This is a genomic window from Opitutaceae bacterium, assembly GCA_041395105.1.
Taxonomy (GTDB): Bacteria; Verrucomicrobiota; Verrucomicrobiia; order Opitutales; family Opitutaceae; genus B12-G4.
In genome coordinates, this window is sequence record JAWLBB010000001.1 from 570,400 (window position 1) to 587,768 (window position 17,369).

General features: G+C 61.8%; 9 protein-coding genes and 1 tRNA gene. 8 read left to right on the top strand and 2 right to left on the bottom strand.

Annotated features, from left to right (window positions below; translation table 11 throughout):
• Window positions 1–132: 132 nt before the first annotated feature.
• Window positions 133–4,812: a hypothetical protein gene (locus tag R3F07_02290; GenBank protein ID MEZ5275194.1), complete on the bottom strand. Its 4,680-nt coding sequence runs from the start codon at window positions 4,810–4,812 to the stop codon at window positions 133–135.
• 343 nt (window positions 4,813–5,155) lie between these two features.
• Here R3F07_02290 and R3F07_02295 point away from each other — a divergent pair, with 343 nt between their 5' ends.
• The 8 genes from R3F07_02295 to mazF all read left to right on the top strand — a co-directional run bounded on the left by R3F07_02295 (window position 5,156) and on the right by mazF (window position 15,700).
• Window positions 5,156–8,914 (top strand): ATP-binding protein, encoded by a 3,759-nt coding sequence (locus tag R3F07_02295; GenBank protein ID MEZ5275195.1) that lies wholly within the window; start codon window positions 5,156–5,158, stop codon window positions 8,912–8,914.
• A gap of 80 nt (window positions 8,915–8,994) precedes the next feature.
• Window positions 8,995–12,876, top strand: a complete 3,882-nt coding sequence (locus R3F07_02300) for an ATP-binding protein (GenBank protein ID MEZ5275196.1) — start codon at window positions 8,995–8,997, stop codon at window positions 12,874–12,876.
• 108 nt (window positions 12,877–12,984) lie between these two features.
• Window positions 12,985–13,989 (top strand): response regulator transcription factor, encoded by a 1,005-nt coding sequence (locus R3F07_02305; protein MEZ5275197.1) that lies wholly within the window; start codon window positions 12,985–12,987, stop codon window positions 13,987–13,989.
• A gap of 67 nt (window positions 13,990–14,056) precedes the next feature.
• The gene (locus tag R3F07_02310; protein MEZ5275198.1) at window positions 14,057–14,341 is read left to right on the top strand and encodes a hypothetical protein; all 285 of its coding nucleotides are present in this window, start codon (window positions 14,057–14,059) and stop codon (window positions 14,339–14,341) included.
• The gene (locus R3F07_02315; GenBank protein MEZ5275199.1) at window positions 14,338–14,772 is read left to right on the top strand and encodes a TA system VapC family ribonuclease toxin; all 435 of its coding nucleotides are present in this window, start codon (window positions 14,338–14,340) and stop codon (window positions 14,770–14,772) included. The genes R3F07_02310 and R3F07_02315 overlap by 4 nt, the downstream gene beginning before the upstream one ends.
• Before the next feature lie 202 nt (window positions 14,773–14,974).
• Window positions 14,975–15,049 (top strand) — tRNA-Glu (locus tag R3F07_02320).
• A gap of 55 nt (window positions 15,050–15,104) precedes the next feature.
• On the top strand, window positions 15,105–15,347 hold the full coding sequence (locus tag R3F07_02325) for an AbrB/MazE/SpoVT family DNA-binding domain-containing protein (GenBank protein MEZ5275200.1): 243 nt from the start codon (window positions 15,105–15,107) through the stop codon (window positions 15,345–15,347).
• Window positions 15,348–15,355: 8 nt separating this feature from the next.
• The gene (gene mazF / locus R3F07_02330) at window positions 15,356–15,700 is read left to right on the top strand and encodes an endoribonuclease MazF (GenBank protein ID MEZ5275201.1); all 345 of its coding nucleotides are present in this window, start codon (window positions 15,356–15,358) and stop codon (window positions 15,698–15,700) included.
• A gap of 57 nt (window positions 15,701–15,757) precedes the next feature.
• Here the strand turns inward: mazF and R3F07_02335 are convergent, their stop codons facing one another.
• The gene (locus tag R3F07_02335; GenBank protein ID MEZ5275202.1) at window positions 15,758–17,122 is read right to left on the bottom strand and encodes a transglutaminase-like domain-containing protein; all 1,365 of its coding nucleotides are present in this window, start codon (window positions 17,120–17,122) and stop codon (window positions 15,758–15,760) included.
• Between the last annotated feature and the right edge of the window lie 247 nt (window positions 17,123–17,369).

Genomic DNA, 17,369 nt, shown 5'->3' on the forward strand with positions numbered 1-17,369 from the left:
CACTGCGACAGAGCGGGTGGCTACAGTCATTCGACAACCTGGGGTAGGGCGCGGTGGCGACATTCCGGGCTGCAAAAAGGGCCGGCCCTCGAGGGAAGGCCGGCCCGGATTTTTGCGTTGCCGTTTGGCAGCCTACGGTTGAACCACCTCGTAGACTTCGACCAGGGCGACGCCGGAGGTTCCGCCCACTCCCGAGACTTTGATGGTGTAGCGCCCGGCATCGAGGGTGACGAGGGCGGCGGCGTCCTTGCTGCCGTCGACGAGATTGAAGGCGCCCACCCGGGTGGCCGCTTCGTTGAGCTCGGACAGGTTGGCCGCTTTTTGCCAATCATCGTTGGTCGCGACGGCGAGCTTGTCCTGGAAGACGGTCAGGGTCGGGTCTTCGAGGAAGCCATTGACATTGAACCCGGCCAGGGTGGGGCCGATGGCGCGGATGAGGTACTGTTTGGTTTCATCGCCATCGACCACGAAGCCGGGGATGAGGACATCGGCGCCGACCCCGACCTGGGCCCGGCCTGATATGTTGACCAGCCGGCTGCCCTCGGCGTTGCCGTCGGCATCGTAGACCTCGACCAGCGAGACCCCGGTGGTGGCGCCTACTCCGGACACCTTCACGGTGTAGGCCCCGGGGACGAGGGTGACGAGGGCGGACGCGTCCTTGCTGCCCGATGGCAGATCAAAGGCACCGGTGGTGACGAAGGAGGCGAGCATATCGTTCAGGTTGGCCGCGGTCTCCCAGTTGTCATTGGTCCCGATGATCTCCTTGTTGCTGTTGAGCACCTGGAGAATGGGATCCTGAAGGAAGCCGGTTACGCCGAAGTCAGCCAGCTTGGGTCCGATTGCCCGGATGAGGAGCTTCTTGGGCACCTCGCCTTCGATGACGAAACCGGGAATGAGGATGTCGGCTCCCGTCCCGACCTGGGCGCGGGTTGAGATATTGCCCAGCCAGGTGGAGATGGCCTGGATGGCCGCATAGATCGCCTCGACCGCGCTGTCCGAAGACACGGTCAGGGTGGTGATGGCCGAGTTGGGATCGGTCACCCCGGCCCCTTCCCAGCGCACGAACTTGTAGCCTTCGGGGATGGCGGCGGCGATCTGGATCGTCTCGCCGTTGATATAGGTGCCGGAACCGGTCCCGCCCACCACCTGAATGATGTAGGGGACAACGGCTCGGTATACGGGCTGGATCTCGGTGTCGGAGCTGAGAATCAGGGTGGTGATGGGCGAATCCGGGTCGCTGACTCCGGTGCCCTTCCAGCCATCGAAGACATACTGGCCGATCTTCGCAGGGGCCTCCAGGGTGACGGTGGATCCTATGTCGTAGCTGCGCTCGAAAGATCCTTCTCCGTTCTGTCGTTGGTTCAGGTCCTCCTTGCTGACCTTGACCAGCGGCTGGGCGCCCTCCTCATCTCCGACGATCTTGAGCTTCTTGATCTGGTCGTTGGTCCGGGAGAAGGAGTAGACCAACTCCACCCGCATGCGGGTGATCCTGGTATCGGCGCCGAACCGGCTGTTCGTCTGCTTGGTCAGGATGAGGTCGGCTTTGGCGGCGGGACGCGAGTAGAGCAGGAGGTTCTCGGTCGAAGTCGACTTCGAGCCGGTGGAGAGAAGGGACTTGAGAAGCGACTCTTCGGCCGGATCGAGGATGATGGGATCGAGCATGCCGTCGAAGGGATCGAAGCGGGTGCCCCACTCGATCTTGTTGCGTGTCTCTTCATTGTAGTGACGAAAGAGATACGTTTCGCCTTCTTTCTGGAGCGAGGACACTCCGGAGTGCTGGAAGATGATGTCAGAGTAGAAGATGTCGTCCTTGTCTCCGACGTAATCCACATCGAGGTCTATGACCTGGAGGTCATAGATACGCAGGTTCTCCTGATCGGGCAGGAAGAGTCCCTCGTCGTAGAGGTTGAGGGCGGTTGGCTGCCCGGTGTTCAGCTGGTCGAGAACTTTCTGGGAGAGGGAGATCCGGACCGGGGCGGAGAGGGCTGGCCGGTTCGAGTTGTACTCGTCGAGGATGCTGAAGACGACCGAGGAGATCTGGTCCTCATAGACCGCCTGAAGCGACTCGAATTGTTCCGGGGTCAGGTCGGAGGTCTTGTCGGCCGGATCGGTGTAGGTGGCCAGTTCCTGGAACTTGTCGAAGATCTTGGTCAGGTCGAGTTCCGCGTCGTAGGGCTTGAGCATCCGGTATTCGTAGGCGCGGGCCATGAAGTAGTGGTACTTGAGCAGGCGGTCCCGGGCCCGCTGGTTCATCGCGTCGAGGTAGCTGAGGGTCTCCGCGTCAAGAACCAGGCTGTTGTCCTGGATATTGCGGTTGAGGACGTCGACGATGATCAGGTTCTTTGAGATGGCCAGGGTCAGATTGACGACCTGCTGCATGGTCTGGGCGAGTTCGACCGCGAACTCGACCTTTTGTTTGTTCAGTTTCTTGATCTTCGCGATCTGCTCCTTGTAGGCGGGCTCGTCGGCGAGGAGGCGTTGCAGTTCGGCCTCGACTTCGGGGGTCGGACTCTGGGAGTTGCGGATCTGGTTCAGGCTTTCACCCAGGACGTCCATGATGGGGCCCTGGAGTTCGCGCATCTTCTGTTGCTGGATCTTGTTCTGCTCCGCCTCGAGGTCCTCGAGATCGAGTTCGCCGGCCTCGATTTTCTGGGCATTGGCCTTTTCCGTCATTTTGTAATTCACGAAATCGCCGGCCACGTTGGTCCCGATGATCAGGGCATTTTCTTCCAGCGGCGCGTCCGGATCGGCATCGGCAATCTGGGAGAGGGTGCTACCGGCCAGACCGACGTAGGGCTGACCGACCGGGAAGATCTCGGCCACCGCGCCGAGGGCTTTGGCGGTCTTCTTGAGAAGGGCGATGTTCTTGGCCTTGTCGATCAGGTCGTTCTTGATTGATTCGATGTCGATTTTGGCCTGGTCGATCCCTGTCTGGACGGTCTGGGCCTTGAACTCGAGTCCGGGCACGGTGGCAACCACTTGGGTGTATTCGTCGCGATCGGCCTTCAGCTCCTCCTTGAGCTGTTCACGCATCGCGGTCATCGCCTCGATCTTGTCGGCGATGGTCTCGGCTTTGTCCCCCAGCCAGTAATTGAGGTACATGACGCGCAGGGCGCGGGGGATTTCGTTTTCAAAGGCGAGCTTGTTCACCTCGAAGGAAAGCATGGGCACCCAGCCGGCCGGGTTGCCGAAGTAGTCGAGGTTGTTGCCGATGCGGTGTTGGAGGGCGCGCAGCTCATCGAGGATCTGGGTCAGGCCGTTGCGGGTGTTCTCCTCGAGATCGGCCCAGGCATCGGTCGCCATGGCGAGTTCGAGCAGTTCGATGTAGTCGTCGAGGTTGGTCCGGACGAAGTCGAAGTGCTGGTTGAGGTAGGCCTGCTTAAGGTGGATGAGTACCTTCTCCATGGCCGGAGGGCTCAACCAACGCAGATCTCCGGAAAGGAAGGTGGAGTCGCCGTCGCTGCCGGTCGGTCGGTCGGAATCGCGCCCGTAGGCACCCGCGCCGTTGCTGGAATAGTGGCTCTTGCTGTCGTACTGCTTTTCCGAGGTGAAATAGCGTTTGTAGGCAGTACGTGGGGAGCCGCCGGTTCCACCGGCGACGTAGGCGGCCTTCTCGCCCTGGACACTGCCCTTGCTCTGGATGGCCCACGTGTAATCACCGTTGCTGACAATGGCGCCGCCGTTGCCGGCGCGTCCGGGGCGGCCGCCGGGTGTGGCCGGCTTGCCGTTTTCGGGCCAGCCCGGGTCGCCGCTGGAGGGCAGACTCTTCGAGGTATCCTTTCCGAGAAAGCTGGACTTGTAGTAGACGTAAACCGTGCCTGTGCCCGACGAATCCTTCCACGACCATTCGGTCAGCAATCCATTGCTGATCTTGCTGTAGGTGCTGCGGCCTTTGCCGTCGGCCCCCTTGGCGCCGCGGCCGGCCTTCTGGCCTTTGCCGCCGTCGAGGATGAAGCGGGCCGCGGAGCCTTCGGCGGTGACCGCGTCGGTGAAGAGGGTGAGGGTGCCACCGTCGTGGCCGTCGATACCGTTGTTGTACTGAGCTGCCTCGCCGCTCCAGTCCTTGGGCTTGGTGGAAATGGAAGAAAGGGCCGCGCCTTCCTTGTCTTCGAAGCGGACCTCAGTGGCGTAAATCGCCAGCTGGGTCTGCGGCAGAGAAAGAGCACCGCGGACGATGAGGGTCTCGGCATGGATGGTCATGGACTGAATGTCCTCATTCGCGTGATAACCCCAGAGTTCGTTGGGGTGGTTTTCCTCGAAGACCACGGTCTTTCCGACGATGACGATGTTTCGCAGGGAGGTGCGGGTGCCGGCATTGAAAACGAAATTCCCGGTGACAACCTCTGTCTCGACATCGAGGAACTCGTTGCTCTCGGGATCCGGAATGTCGCCTTTGGGTTTCAGTCCGAAGACAGAGGTTTCCGGGGGGAGCGGACGGAGCGGGGTGAAAGTGACGGATTGGGCGACGGACGAGCCGTTCTTGTCGCCGGCAAAGGAAACCTGAAAGGACTCCGCGTCGGCCGCATTTGGGATATAGGTGAAGAGGCCGGTTTCCGGATCGAAGGTGCGGCTGCCGAGGATGCCGTCGTCGGGGTTGAAAGTGGCGGTGATGGTCGGACCCTCGCCGAGGATGTCGGCCTTGACCTCGAAGCGGATGCGGGCGAGGTCGCTGTACCAGACCCGCTGGGGCGGGATCTCGCCGATCTGGAAGACGACATTGTCGGAAGTCTGCGCGTGGGAGGGCGGGGCGAAGAGGAGGATCAGGGTGATCAGTCCCCAGAGGGCTCGAAGGCCAAGGCGTTGATTTTTCATCGTATTCGGGATTGGTGGTTCACAAGCGACCACCAGCATACCGGATATCCGCGGATCTCCCCATACTCCGATGGGAGTAGGGGTTCTGGAGGCAGGTTTTCTTGCGGACCGGTCCTACTCCGTTGGGATTATTGTTTCGGGGCTTCGGTCTTGCTAGGCTGGCCGGTGTGCTGCAGAAATCCGGATCCGTTTCATGATGAGTGCCTCTGACGACAGGCTTCGGCCGCAACCGAACGCCTGTCGGGGCGGGGGAGGAGGTTCCCTTCGATGGATTTTGGCGGGGGCTTGCGTTTGGGCGATACCCGGGCTCTTCGGGGATTCCGGCTGGAATCCTGATCTGGAGATGGGGCGGCCGATGGTGCAGGCCTTCAACGCCCGGGACTACGATGGCCATGATCAAGTCTTTGCCTCGGCCTTCGACAGTCGCGGGATTTTTTACGCGACCAACTCAGGCGGGGTCCTCGAATACGACGGATCTCATTGGCGCCGCATCCCGGTTCCGGGGACCACTTTTCTCTATGGTCTTTCGGTCGGAGCGGACGATGTCGTCTATGTGGGTGGAATCGGCCAGATCGGACTGATTCGCGACGGTGCGTCGGGAGAAAAGGTATTCGTCTCTCTCATCGATCGACTCCCGCCCGAGGAATTGCCCTTCACTGAGGAGATCTGGGAGGTCAATGCGACCGATCAGGGGGTCTTCTTCGGAGGGGACACCAAGGTCTTTCGGTGGAGGGAGGGGCGTCTCGAAGTTTTCGCGCCGGAGACCGACAGCGTGATCTTCGATTTCTGGTCCGGGTCGCGCCACTATGTCCAAGGCATGGGCCACGGACTCTTCCGGATCGCGGGAGACCGCCTCGAGCCGGTCAGTGATCACCCGTTGTTTCGGGAGAAAACCCTCTGTGCGATGCTGGATTGGGAGGACGGCGCCGTCCTCGTCGCCACGAAATCGGACGGGCTCCACCTCTTGAGTGCTGCCGGATTGGAGCGATTCGAGACGGAGGTCGACGCTTTTCTTCGGGAGAATGTCCTGAACAAGGTGATACTGCTTTCGTCCGGTCACCTTGCCTTGGGAACGTTCAATGGCGGGGTGGCTGTGGTGGACCGCGAGGGGCGCTTCATCCGGCTGTTGGATGAGTCCACCGGACTTCCCAATCAAACGATGGTGCACCTGACGGAGGATCGGGAGGGGGGGCTCTGGTGTTCGCTCGGCAGCGGCCTGGCCCGCATCAACCTGCAGTCCCCCGTCACCTTCTTCGATCGGTCGAACGGACTGCGCAGTGTGCTTGTCTGGTGCATGGAGCGGCATGACGGCGTGCTCCATCTTGGGACCAACAGCGGGTTGTTCCGCTTGAAGCGTCCGATGGAGAAACCGGGGAGGGCGGTCTTCGAATTGGTCCCCGACATGCAGGGCGAGGTCACCGCGATGATTCCGTGGGAGGACGGGTTGCTCGTGGCGATAGGAGAGGAAGTTGTCTTCCTCGAGGGTGAGACCGTGAAGCCGATCGCGTCCTACGCCATGCTCGTTTATTCGATGATCCGATCCGAACGGCATCCTGATCGGGTTCTGGTCGGGCACAAGGGACTCAGCTCCATCCGGAGAGTCGGCGGTGAGTGGATCGACGAAGACGGACCTTCCGGGGTGGATGGACAGGTCCGGTCGATTCTGGAGGCGGCCGACGGGACGATCTGGCTGGGAACGGCCGGCCAGGATGCCTTCCGGGTGACAGGAGTCGATGCGGCCGGTGACGATCCCTGGTCCAATGCGGTTGTGACCCGATACGGCGAGGAGGCCGGGATTTTCGACGGGGGCTGGGTCACGGTTTTCCGGAAAAACAACCGGGTCTTCTTCGCCGTCGATGACACCTTCCTTGCTTGGGATGAGGCGACTGATCGATTCACGGCGGTCGTGGATCCGGATCCCCCGATCAAGCCGGAGGGGCCGTGGGTTTGGGATCAGCGGGCTGTTGACGCCCTCGGGAATGCATGGGGGACCGTTTACCGGCCGGGTGAGGAAAGCAACGCTTTCACGGTGAACAGCGGCCGGCAGTTTCAGCGTCCGGACGGGACCACGGTCTGGGAAACGGTGCCGGCGCGGCTCTTCGATCCGATCGGAATGCCGCGGGTGTTTTTCCTCGAAGAATCGGGCGGAGGGAAGGTCCTCTGGGTCGGCGGATTTCAGGGCCTGTTGCGCTGGGATGTCGGAGCGGATCCCCGGGGGGTGGCGGCGGGTCCGCTCTCTGTCCGTCTGCGTCGGGCGGCGATCAACGAATCCCTCACCCTCTATCAGGGTGCCCGGGTGATGCCTTCGGGCACGGAAGTTGACTTCACCAACAAGGCTCTGCGATTTGAGTTCGCGGCGCCCGTCCATGCCGAGGGATTGCGGCCCGTCATCGAGTCGCGGCTGGAAGGGTATGAAGACGGTTGGGTGCCCGCCGGTCCAGAGCGGGTTCGCGAATTCACGAATCTTCCGGAAGGAGACTACGTATTCCGAGTACGGGCCGGGAACGAGATCGGTCAGGAGGCGGAGGCGGAGCCGTTCGCGTTCCGGGTGCGGCCTCCGTGGTACCGGACCTGGTGGAGTTATGCCGCCTATGGACTCCTGGGCTTGGGGGTCTTGTGGGCAGTTGTCCGGTGGCGGCTGGCCAGCAGTCGGCGCGAGAACGAGCGATTGGAACGGGTCATCGCGGAGCGGACGGCGGATCTCAAGGTGGCTCGTGACCAGGCCGACGAGGCCAATCAGGCCAAGAGCATGTTCCTCGCCAATATGAGCCATGAACTGCGGACGCCATTGAACGGGATCCTCGGGTATGCGCAGATCATGGAGGCGGATTTGCGTCTCGATGAACGCAACCGGGAGCGGGTCAAGGTAGTGCGCAGCAGTGGGGATCATCTGCTCAAGCTGATCAACGAGGTGCTCGATCTGTCCAAGGTTGAGGCCGGACAGATGGAGTTGTATGCGCAGGCCTTTGATCTGCGCGTCCTGGTCGAACGGACGAGCCGTCTTTTTCAACCGCGGGTGAGGGAGAAGGGCCTGGTGTTTGAGGTCGGTGTCTCTGAGACGCTGCCCTCGCGGGTCCGGGGGGATGAGCAGAAGATCGGACAGGTCCTCTTCAATCTCCTCGGCAACGCGGTCAAGTTCACCGACAGCGGGCAGGTCACCTTGGCTGTCGATCGGGTTGACGGACGGATCCGGTTTGAGGTTGCCGATACCGGAACGGGCATCTCCGCGGATCGGCAGGCCGAGGTTTTCCAGCCGTTTCAGCAGGTCGTGGCGGCGGCCGAGCGCAATGAAGGCACCGGTCTTGGGCTGACCATCAGTCATCGCATGGTGGCCCTGATGGGGGGGGACCTGCAGTTGGAAAGCCAACCGGGCAAGGGCAGCCGATTCTGGTTCGAGATTCCCCTGCCGGAGGCCTCCGGACCGGATGGCGACGCAATCGATGAACCGGTTGGGCGGATCGTCGGCTATGACGGCCCGCGCCGGCGGATTCTCGTCGCGGACGACATCGCCACCAACCGGGCTGTCCTCGTTCAGCTCCTAGAGCCGCTCGGATTTGAGGTGGCGGAGGTCGGGGACGGAGAGCAGGCGCTGGCCGTTCTCGAAGCCGGATCGGCGGACCTGACTTTTCTCGATCTGCGGATGCATCCGATGGATGGATTCGAAGTGCTCCGGCGGATACAGGAGTCGGAGGCCGCGGGATTGGAGGCCGGTCGTGTGGTCGCCTATTCGGCCAGTGCGTTCGGATTCACCCGTCAGGATGCCGTGCGGGCCGGTTTCTCCGACATCCTGACCAAGCCGTTTGCGACGGCCGATCTGCTCGCGGTTCTTGAGCGCAATCTCGGACTCACCTGGAGGCATGGGGCCGAAGCGGGGGCGGCAGGTGGACCCCCCGGGGTTCCCGGGCAAGCGGTCGACCTGGGGACCCTGCTGGATCTCGCTAAAAAGGGCGATGTCCGCGCCGTCAAACGCAGATTGATCGACGCAGGGGCGAAGGCGCCGGAAGCGCCGTCCCTGCTCAAGGAGCTGCTCGGATTGGCCGGCAACTACGAGATGGAGAAGATGAGGGACCGCCTGCGCAAAGCCCTGGAGATGCGGGAATGACGACCGGGAGAACAGATCCCTTGAGTGATGTCCCCTCCGGCCTTGCCGGGCTGGGGAGGGTGTTTCCGTGCTTGCCCGCAATGCGTGTTCCCAGACGGGTCGCCTGCGGGTTCCGGTGGGTGGGCCTCCTGGGATTGGCTGTGTGGATGGCCGTTCCCCTGGTTGGTGCTGCGGATGGGCGTTTCGAAATGGGGCGCTACCCGGTGGAGCATTTCGGCATGCGCGACTACCTGGAGCACAACCAGGTCTGGAACGCGGTGGAAGATCGGGATGGGACCCTGTATTTCGCGAATCGTGGGGTGGTGTTGGAGTTTGATGGAGAGACCTGGCGTTCGATTCCCGTGCCCGGCGGGCTCTTTGTCCGGGGGCTGGCCATCGATGCCGACGACCGGATCTGGGTCGGAGCGGAGGGCGAAATCGGCTATCTGGCGACCAATGCATCGGGCGAGAAGGAGTATGTCTCCCTCGTGCCGGAATTGCCGGAGGAAGAGCGCACCTTTGCGATTGTCTGGGATGCCTTTGTGGCGGAGGACGGCATCTACTTCAATACGGCGCATACGGTCTACCGATGGGCGGATGGTCAGTTCACCATCTGGCACCGGGACTCACCGCGGGCCCTTCTCTGCTTTGTCATTGATGGCCGGCTGAATGTCTTTGAGCGGGGAGTCGGGTGGTCGGTCATCGAGGGGGGTGAGTGGAACCTGGTCTCGGACGATCCTTTCTTTGTAAAGACCGGTATCTGTGTCGCCGCCCGGATGAATGACGGTGCGGTCTTCCTGGCGACCGCGGCGACCGGACTCTACCGCTACCTTGACGGTCGGGTCGAACCGGTGAACGGACCGGCCGATGAGTGGGCCCGGGCCGCCGACGTCTACACGGGGCGGCGGTTGGCGGATGATTCCGTCGCTCTGGTTGGGCTCCTGGGAGGCGTTGCCATCATCCGTCCGGATGGATCCATCGAGGCGGCCTTTGATCTCGAGTCGGGTCTGCTCGATCAGTCGGGCAAGAATGTGCTCGAGGCCCGGGACGGCACGCTCTGGGTCTCGACCAACAACGGGATCGAACACATCCAGCGGGGAGCGATCACCCTCTTCGACAAACTCCGTGGCCTCCCCCACACAACGATCGAATCGGTTGTCCGGCATGAGGGTCGGCTTCATGTCGCGACCAACCTGGGACTCTATGTCATGGGTCGGGATCCGGCAACCGGCGAGCCGAACGGTCGGTTTGAGCCGGTGGGGGAGGCAAACAGCCGGATCATGGCGCTGTTCAGCCATCCCAGCGGCCTTCTGGTCACCCTGCGACGACGGGTCTACCTGTTCAATGATGACGGCTTCAATCCGATCACCCCGGAATTGACCACCATCCATGCCCTGGCCCCGGACCAGCGGGTCCCGGGGCGGGTCTTCATCGGCCACAATAGCGGACTGACGCCGATCCGGTATGTCGACGGCGCCTGGGTGACCGAGCCGACGATCGAGGGATTGGTCGCCAACGTCCGCACGATGGTGCGGACGCCGGATGGTATCCTTTGGGTGGGTACGCCGGGCACCGGCCTTTACCGGATCAGCTTCGCTCCGCAGGATGTGGAATCGCTGGCCCATCCGGTCATCCGGCGGTTCACGGGCGGAAACGGACTGCCGGAAGACCCGGGCTGGACGAGCGCTCACCTGACCGACGAGGGCGAGGTCTTCTTCCGGACGAACGAAGGACTCTACACCTTTGACGAAGAGACGGACCGGTTTGAGCGCTTTACCCGGTTTGGTCGCCGTTTCGGCGACGGCAGTCATATGGTCAGCCGGATGGACTGGGACTCGTCCGGCCGGCTCTGGGCCTCGGTTGAAGACCTGGGCCAGGCGGCCACCCTGGGCTGGGGCAAAGGGGTGGTTGGTTTTGCGACTCCCGACGGGAAGGGCGACTACGATTGGCGGACGCTGCCGCCCAGCCTGTTTTCCCCGATTGCCAGCATACAGGAGATCAAGGTGGAGGAACAGGAGGACCGGCGGACGGTCTGGGTCGGCGCTGATGCGGGGCTGATCCGGATCGACCTGGACCGGTTTTCGCCTCCGGTTTCGGAACTGAATGTTCGTACGCGGAAGGTGGAGACATCAGCGGGCGACCGGATCTGGGGCGGGCACGACGTCACCGGCTGGAAGCGACCTGAGCTGAAGTTCCGCGACCGCGGACTTCGCTTCGATTATGCGTCCCCCACCCACGGGATTGGTCGATCGGTCGTTTACCGGACCCGCTTGGAGGGTTTTGAAGACGACTGGTCGGCACCCACCACGGAGACGTATCGGGTCTACACCAATCTGAGCGAAGGTTCCTATCAATTCCGCATCCGGGCGACCGATGGATGGGCGCGGTCGGGGGAATCACCACCCTTTGCCTTTGTGATCCTGCCTCCCTGGTACCGCACAGTCCCGGCCTATCTCGGCTATCTTCTGTTGGCCGGCTTCGGGGTCTATGGGATAGTCCGATGGCGGGTCAGGGTGCTGCGACGTGAGAACGAACGCCTCGAGGAGGTGGTGGACGAACGGACCGCCCAGTTGCGGGCCAATGAGGAGCAATTGCGGGTGGCCAAAGAGGATGCCGAGCGGGCCAACCAGGCCAAAAGTGTTTTTCTGGCCAATATGAGTCATGAACTGCGGACGCCCCTCAACGGAATTCTCGGCTATGCCCAGGTCATGCAGAACGACGCCCTCCTGGATGATCGCAATCGGGAGCGGGTTCGCGTCCTGCGGAGCAGCGGGGATCACCTGCTGAAACTGATCAACGAAGTGCTCGATCTCTCCAAGGTGGAAGCCGGCCGGATGGAACTGAACATCCAGCCGTTTGACCTTGGGAACCTCATCGACCGGGTGGGACTGCTCTTCCGGCCAAAGATGGTCGAAAAGGGACTCTTGTTTGATGTCCTCCTGGATCCGAGTGCGCGGGTGCGGGTGAACGGGGATGAGCAGAAGATCGGGCAGATTCTCTTCAATCTGCTCGGCAACGCGGTCAAGTTCACGGATTCGGGCCGGGTTGAGTTGAGGGTGAGCCCGGTCGCAGGCGGGATGCGCTTTGAGGTGACCGACACCGGCACCGGGATATCGGTCGAAAGGCAGGCGGAAGTCTTTCAGCCCTTCCAGCAGGTGGTGGCTGCTTCGGAACGGAATGAGGGAACGGGGCTGGGTTTGACCATCAGTCACCGGATGGTGGACCTGATGGGCGGGACGCTCGAGTTGGAGAGTCATCCCGGAAGGGGCAGTCGATTCTGGTTTGAGATTCCCCTGCCGGTGGCGGTTGAGTCCCGCACCGGCGTGACACGTGAGGCCGGGCGCATCATCGGCTACGAAGGCCGCCGCCGGCGCATTCTGGTGGCGGACGACGTGGCCACCAATCGTGAGGTGCTCCGGCAGCATCTGGAGCCGCTTGGATTTGAGATGCTCAGTGCCTCGGGAGGTGAGGAGGCCCTGGTGATGCTCAAGGAGCATCTCCCCGACCTGACCTTTCTCGATCTGCGGATGCGTCCGATGGATGGATTCGAAGTGCTGCAGCGGGCACGGGCCGCGGCGGAGGCAATGCCCTGTGTGGTCGCCTATTCCGCGAGTGCCTTCGACTTCACGCGCAACGACGCGCTGCGAGCCGGCTTCACCGATATCCTGACCAAACCGTATGGCGAGGAGGAACTCTATGCGGTCCTTCAGCGGAATCTCGGGTTGACCTGGATAAGGGAAGCCGTTGCGACAGAGACGAAGACGGTCCGGAGGGCGGTCGATGTGGACCTGAAGCGATTGCTTGCCCTGGCGCAGCGCGGGGACATCCGGGCCGTTCGCCGGGTGCTGGATGAGGCGGGAGCGGGCGATGTCGGTGCTCCGGCCCGCCTGGCCGAACTCTTTCGACTGGCGGGAAACTACGAAATGGAGAAGATCCGCAGGCGCCTGCGGGAAACGATCGAAGAGGAGGGAGAATCCGAATGAACATCAGGGGAAGAATATCCGCGTCCCGAATGCCTCAGTCCGGTGACCTCGCCGCCGGCTACCGCCTGACCGGACTTCGGATCCGTCCGGAACCGATGGAGGTGTCCGGTGGCTGACTCGAAGGTGTTCAAGCCCGGAGCGATCCTGGTGGTGGACGATGTCCCGGCCAACCTGAGCGTGCTTCTCGACTTTCTGGGAGACGCCGGCTTTGAGGTTCTGGTGGCGGAGAGCGGTCAGGGGGCACTGGATCAGATTGGTTACTCACGGCCGGACATCATCCTGCTTGATGTGATGATGCCGGGGCTCGATGGATTCGAAGTCTGCCGGCGGCTGAAGGCGGATGCCGGATTCCGGGACATCCCGGTCATTTTCATGACCGCCCTGACTGAGACGGTCGACAAGGTAAAGGGCTTTGAGGCGGGTGCGGTCGACTTCGTGAGCAAACCAGTCCAGCCGGAGGAGGTTCTGGCGCGGGTCCAGGCGCATCTGGAGATCCGCCACCTGCAGCGGGTGTTGGAAGAGAAGAACCGGGAATTGGAGCATGAGATCCTGCTGCGGCTTGAGGCGGAGGACCAACTTCAGCAATCCCTCGACCAGGCGGTCATCGTGGCGACCCGGGACCACCGGATCCAGTTCTGCACACGCCATGCCTGGGATCTGTTGTCGCGCTACTTCAGCGCGAAGATCCTCGTCACCTTGCCCGAGGCGATCGAAACCTGGATCGCCGGAGGCGTGCGACCGGAGGGGAGTGCCGGCACAGGTGGCGCCAAGGACGGTCCCCTGGTGATAACCCGCGACCGAGGCACACTGACCGTCCGACTCTTTTCGGAAGGTGATTCGAGCCAGACCGTCATGCTTCTCCTGGATGAGAAGGTGGAGATCAATGATCCCAAGCCGCTCGAGCAACTGGGACTGACCCCGCGCGAGGCGGAGGTCCTGTTCTGGATGACCCAGGGCAAATCGAGCCCGGAAATTGCGGTCATCCTTGAAGCGGCACCCAACACGGTGAAGAAGCATGTCCAGAATATCTTCCAGAAGCTGGGGGTCGAGAATCGGACGGCGGCCGCGCTGCGGGCTCTTGAGGTCATCGGCTTGCCCGATCCGGGGATCTGAGGGAAGAGGCATCGCCGCAGGCTTATAGCATCTTGACATCAAAATATTTTGATGATTTGATGCTTCCGTGAGAACTACGGTCACGCTGGACAACGACCTGGCGGAGCGGTTACGTCAATTGGCCCATCGCTCCCGCCTGCCGTTCAAGCGGGTCTTGAATGAGGCCCTTCGCCGTGGTCTGCCGGGCGGGCCGGCGGAGGAAGAAGAGCCTCCTTTCGTGGTCAAAGCCGGAGCAATGAAGCTGAAAACGGGCTTGGATCCAATGCGTCTCGCGCGAATGGAGACGGATCTGGACGTCGAGGAGTTCAAGAGCCGGCGGGGGCGGGGGCGTGGGAGGAGATCGGGCAGATGATTCTGCCTGACGCGAACCTTCTGCTCTACGCCTACGATCGTTCGAGTCCTTATCACGCCAAGGCGCGCCCCTGGTGGGAGTCGTGTCTTTCGGGTCGGAATCCGGTGTATCTGTGCCCGATGGTCCTTTCGGCTTTCGTCCGTCTGGCCACCCATCCGCGGGTTTATGAAAACCCCATGACCATCGCTGAGGCATCAGGCCATGTCTCGTCCTGGCTCGGTCGAAAAGTCAGTCAATATGTGGCGCTGGAAAAATCCGATCTCCTGAAATCGTTGGAACTCCTGGAAGTAATCGGGTTGGGAGGTGACCTCACGACAGATGCCCAGATTGCCGCTATCGCCCTGCGGTTGCGGGCCAGCGTTCATACCTCCGACAGCGACTTCAAGCGTTTTGCAGGCCTGAAAGTAGTCAACCCGCTATCCTCGCGCTGAGGGGGACGGGGTTCTTGTCGTTTTCGGAACGATTCGTTCGGGGGCCCTTTCTGATCCAAATTCCTCTGCGTTCCCGGGGGAAACGTGCCTCCCTTGAGGTCATTGACCTGCCCACGAAAAGTTTCAGGGATCAGGTTGGCGGGGCCCTGCAACTTTTTCTTGATTGGCCGGAAGGAATCCGGCAACGTCTCCGGTCCCGTAGGCCCCCATCGTCTAACGGTTAGGACGTAAGATTCTCATTCTTAAAATCGGAGTTCGATTCTCCGTGGGGGTGCCAACGGAGGGCTGTTCGGTGGCCTTGACTGGATATCCGATGTAGATACAGTGGGCGAATGAAAACCAAGGTGGCCCGTTGGGGAAACAGCCTGGCTTTGCGGCTCCCGAAGAAGATGGCTGTGAGTCAGGGATTATCCGAGGGATCCGATGTGGAGGTTGTTGAGAGCGGGGATGGTCTGGTGCTCCGTCCGATTGTGTCGAAGACTTATCGGTTGAGCGATCTGCTTGCGGCCGTGAATGAGGACAATCGGCACGATGAGTATCAGACGGGTCCTGCCAAAGGTGGGGAAGTCTGGTGAGTGGATTCGTGCCAGCTCCGGGTCAGCTTGTCTGGCTCGAGTTCGATCCCCAGGCGGGTCATGAGCAGGCGGGTCGGCGCCCCGCGATTGTCCTTTCGAGCAGGGAATACAATCGTAAGACGGGACTCGCGCTGTTTTGTCCGATCACGTCGAGGGTCAAAGGCTATCCGTTCGAGGTGGGCGTGACGTTCGCGAGCATCCGGGGCGTCATCCTCGCGGATCAGGTCAAGAGCCTCAACTGGCGGACCCGACGTGCGGAGTTGATCGGTCGGGTGGAGGAAGGTGTCCTTCAGGAGGTCCTCGGAAAGCTGACTGTGACTCTCGGTGAAGCCGGCGAAATCACACAATCCTGAGAAAGAAACCTGACCTTTAGGGTGTCCCGAAGGTCGGGATCGCCCTGCGGATCGCTCTCAGCGCAGACTGAGAATCAGAACGACACCGGATACCACGAGCAGGCCGAAGAGAGACTGGCGGAGGCGGTAGACGGTGTTTCCTCTTGTCGGACGGTTGGAGTAGGCGAGATCGGGATACCAGAGATAGCGCCTGAGATTTGTCCAGGTGAAGGTCCAGCTCCGGAAGAGCATCCCGTAGCGACTGCGGATGTCCTCCACATTGGGGGGGCGCCGGTACTTGATGATGGTGTGCGGGGTGAACTGTCTTCGGGCGGTGTCGTTGACGAGGCTGAAGGGGACATCGATGGCCGTGTCCGGTGGTGCCTCGATCGGGAGATCGTGCCAGTGCCATTGCTTGAAGATCCGGGCGGTGACGCCTTCAAAGGCGCCATATTGGCAGAGCTGAAAGACATCGGCGGTATTCAGGGCAAGGCCGTTGCGGTCAAGAACGCCAACGATGGCCCGTTGCGGATCGGTATAGATCCAGCGGTTCTGCTCTTGAAGGAACGATTCGGTCCATGAGTGGCCGTCGTAAACAAAACGATTCTTCTGGACCGTGCCGCAGTAGACGAAGCGGGTTGGGACTCCGGCCCGGGTGGCGAAGAAGGCGAAGATCTGGGCGTTCTGGGTGCACCAGCCTTTTCCGGTGCCCGCGCACATTTCCTTGAAGATGGCGAAGGGATCCATCCAGCGGAAGGCATCCTTGGGCACACCGCCCGCCTCGACGAGACGGTTCCGCATGAAGTGGACGATCTTCTCCATCCGGACCAGTTCGGGATCGTCGTCCTGAACACCGATTTCCTCGCGGACGACGCGGTCCGCTTCGGCCAGGGCCGATTGTCCGATGTAGTCGTAATCATCCGTCCAATCGGCGACGGCATGCCGGGTGAACTTCCCCGCGGGAATCGTGCTGCGAACCTGAATGAGGTCGTGAGGGAAGTGCAGGCCCCGGTCGCGGTAGAACTCCTGCGCGATGGGTGTGAGGTGCAGGGTGATGTCGGGACCGATCCCGGAGGGCAAGGGGCGCAGGGTGAATTCCTGCCGGAAGTCGGTCGGAAGGGCGCCGGGTTGGCCGTTGAAGCGGGGAGCATCTAGGGTGATGAACGGAGCGTCGCCCGGGACGGTGTCGATCACTCCGCCCCGGTGCAGGACCTGCCACTGGGACGGATGCCTGTTCCAGCAGATCCGCGGGTAAAGGCGATCGGATTGAATCCGCCAATCCCGAAGGGTCGGCACATCCAAGGGAATATTGATCCGGGAATAATCGGCTGCGCGATGGTTGGATTCCCACTCACGCCGGAGAAAAACGACGAGGTTGGCGGCAAGAATCAGAACAAAGACGAGTGCGGAGACGGTGGCGGGATGCAGGAGGCAATCGTGCATGGTCGAGTGGGGGCGGTTTGACGGTGGCGTATTCGGTTGCGTCAGGCCAGAGGCAATGAGGGCTTCCCGATCGAAATCGGAGGCCCGGGTCTGGGCTGGGTCGGAGCTGGATCCTGACCTGGGCGGGTTTCAGTGTGAGCCTTTTCGGACTGCTATCGTTCGATGGCAGCGGTAACCGACGGAAAAGCCCAACCCTGTGATCCTGTCCGGTGAAGGCGGGTTTGGAAAGCTTGACCCGGCGGTTGAT

Excerpts from the sequence above, each read along its gene's own strand:
- R3F07_02290 (MEZ5275194.1), bottom strand. The coding sequence starts at position 4,812 with ATGAAAAATCAACGCCTTGGCCTTCGAGCCCTCTGGGGACTGATCACC.
- R3F07_02295 (MEZ5275195.1), top strand. The coding sequence starts at position 5,156 with ATGGGGCGGCCGATGGTGCAGGCCTTCAACGCCCGGGACTACGATGGC.
- R3F07_02300 (MEZ5275196.1), top strand. The coding sequence starts at position 8,995 with ATGCGTGTTCCCAGACGGGTCGCCTGCGGGTTCCGGTGGGTGGGCCTC.
- R3F07_02315 (MEZ5275199.1), top strand. The coding sequence starts at position 14,338 with ATGATTCTGCCTGACGCGAACCTTCTGCTCTACGCCTACGATCGTTCG.
- R3F07_02325 (MEZ5275200.1), top strand. The coding sequence starts at position 15,105 with ATGAAAACCAAGGTGGCCCGTTGGGGAAACAGCCTGGCTTTGCGGCTC.
- R3F07_02335 (MEZ5275202.1), bottom strand. The coding sequence starts at position 17,122 with ATGCACGATTGCCTCCTGCATCCCGCCACCGTCTCCGCACTCGTCTTT.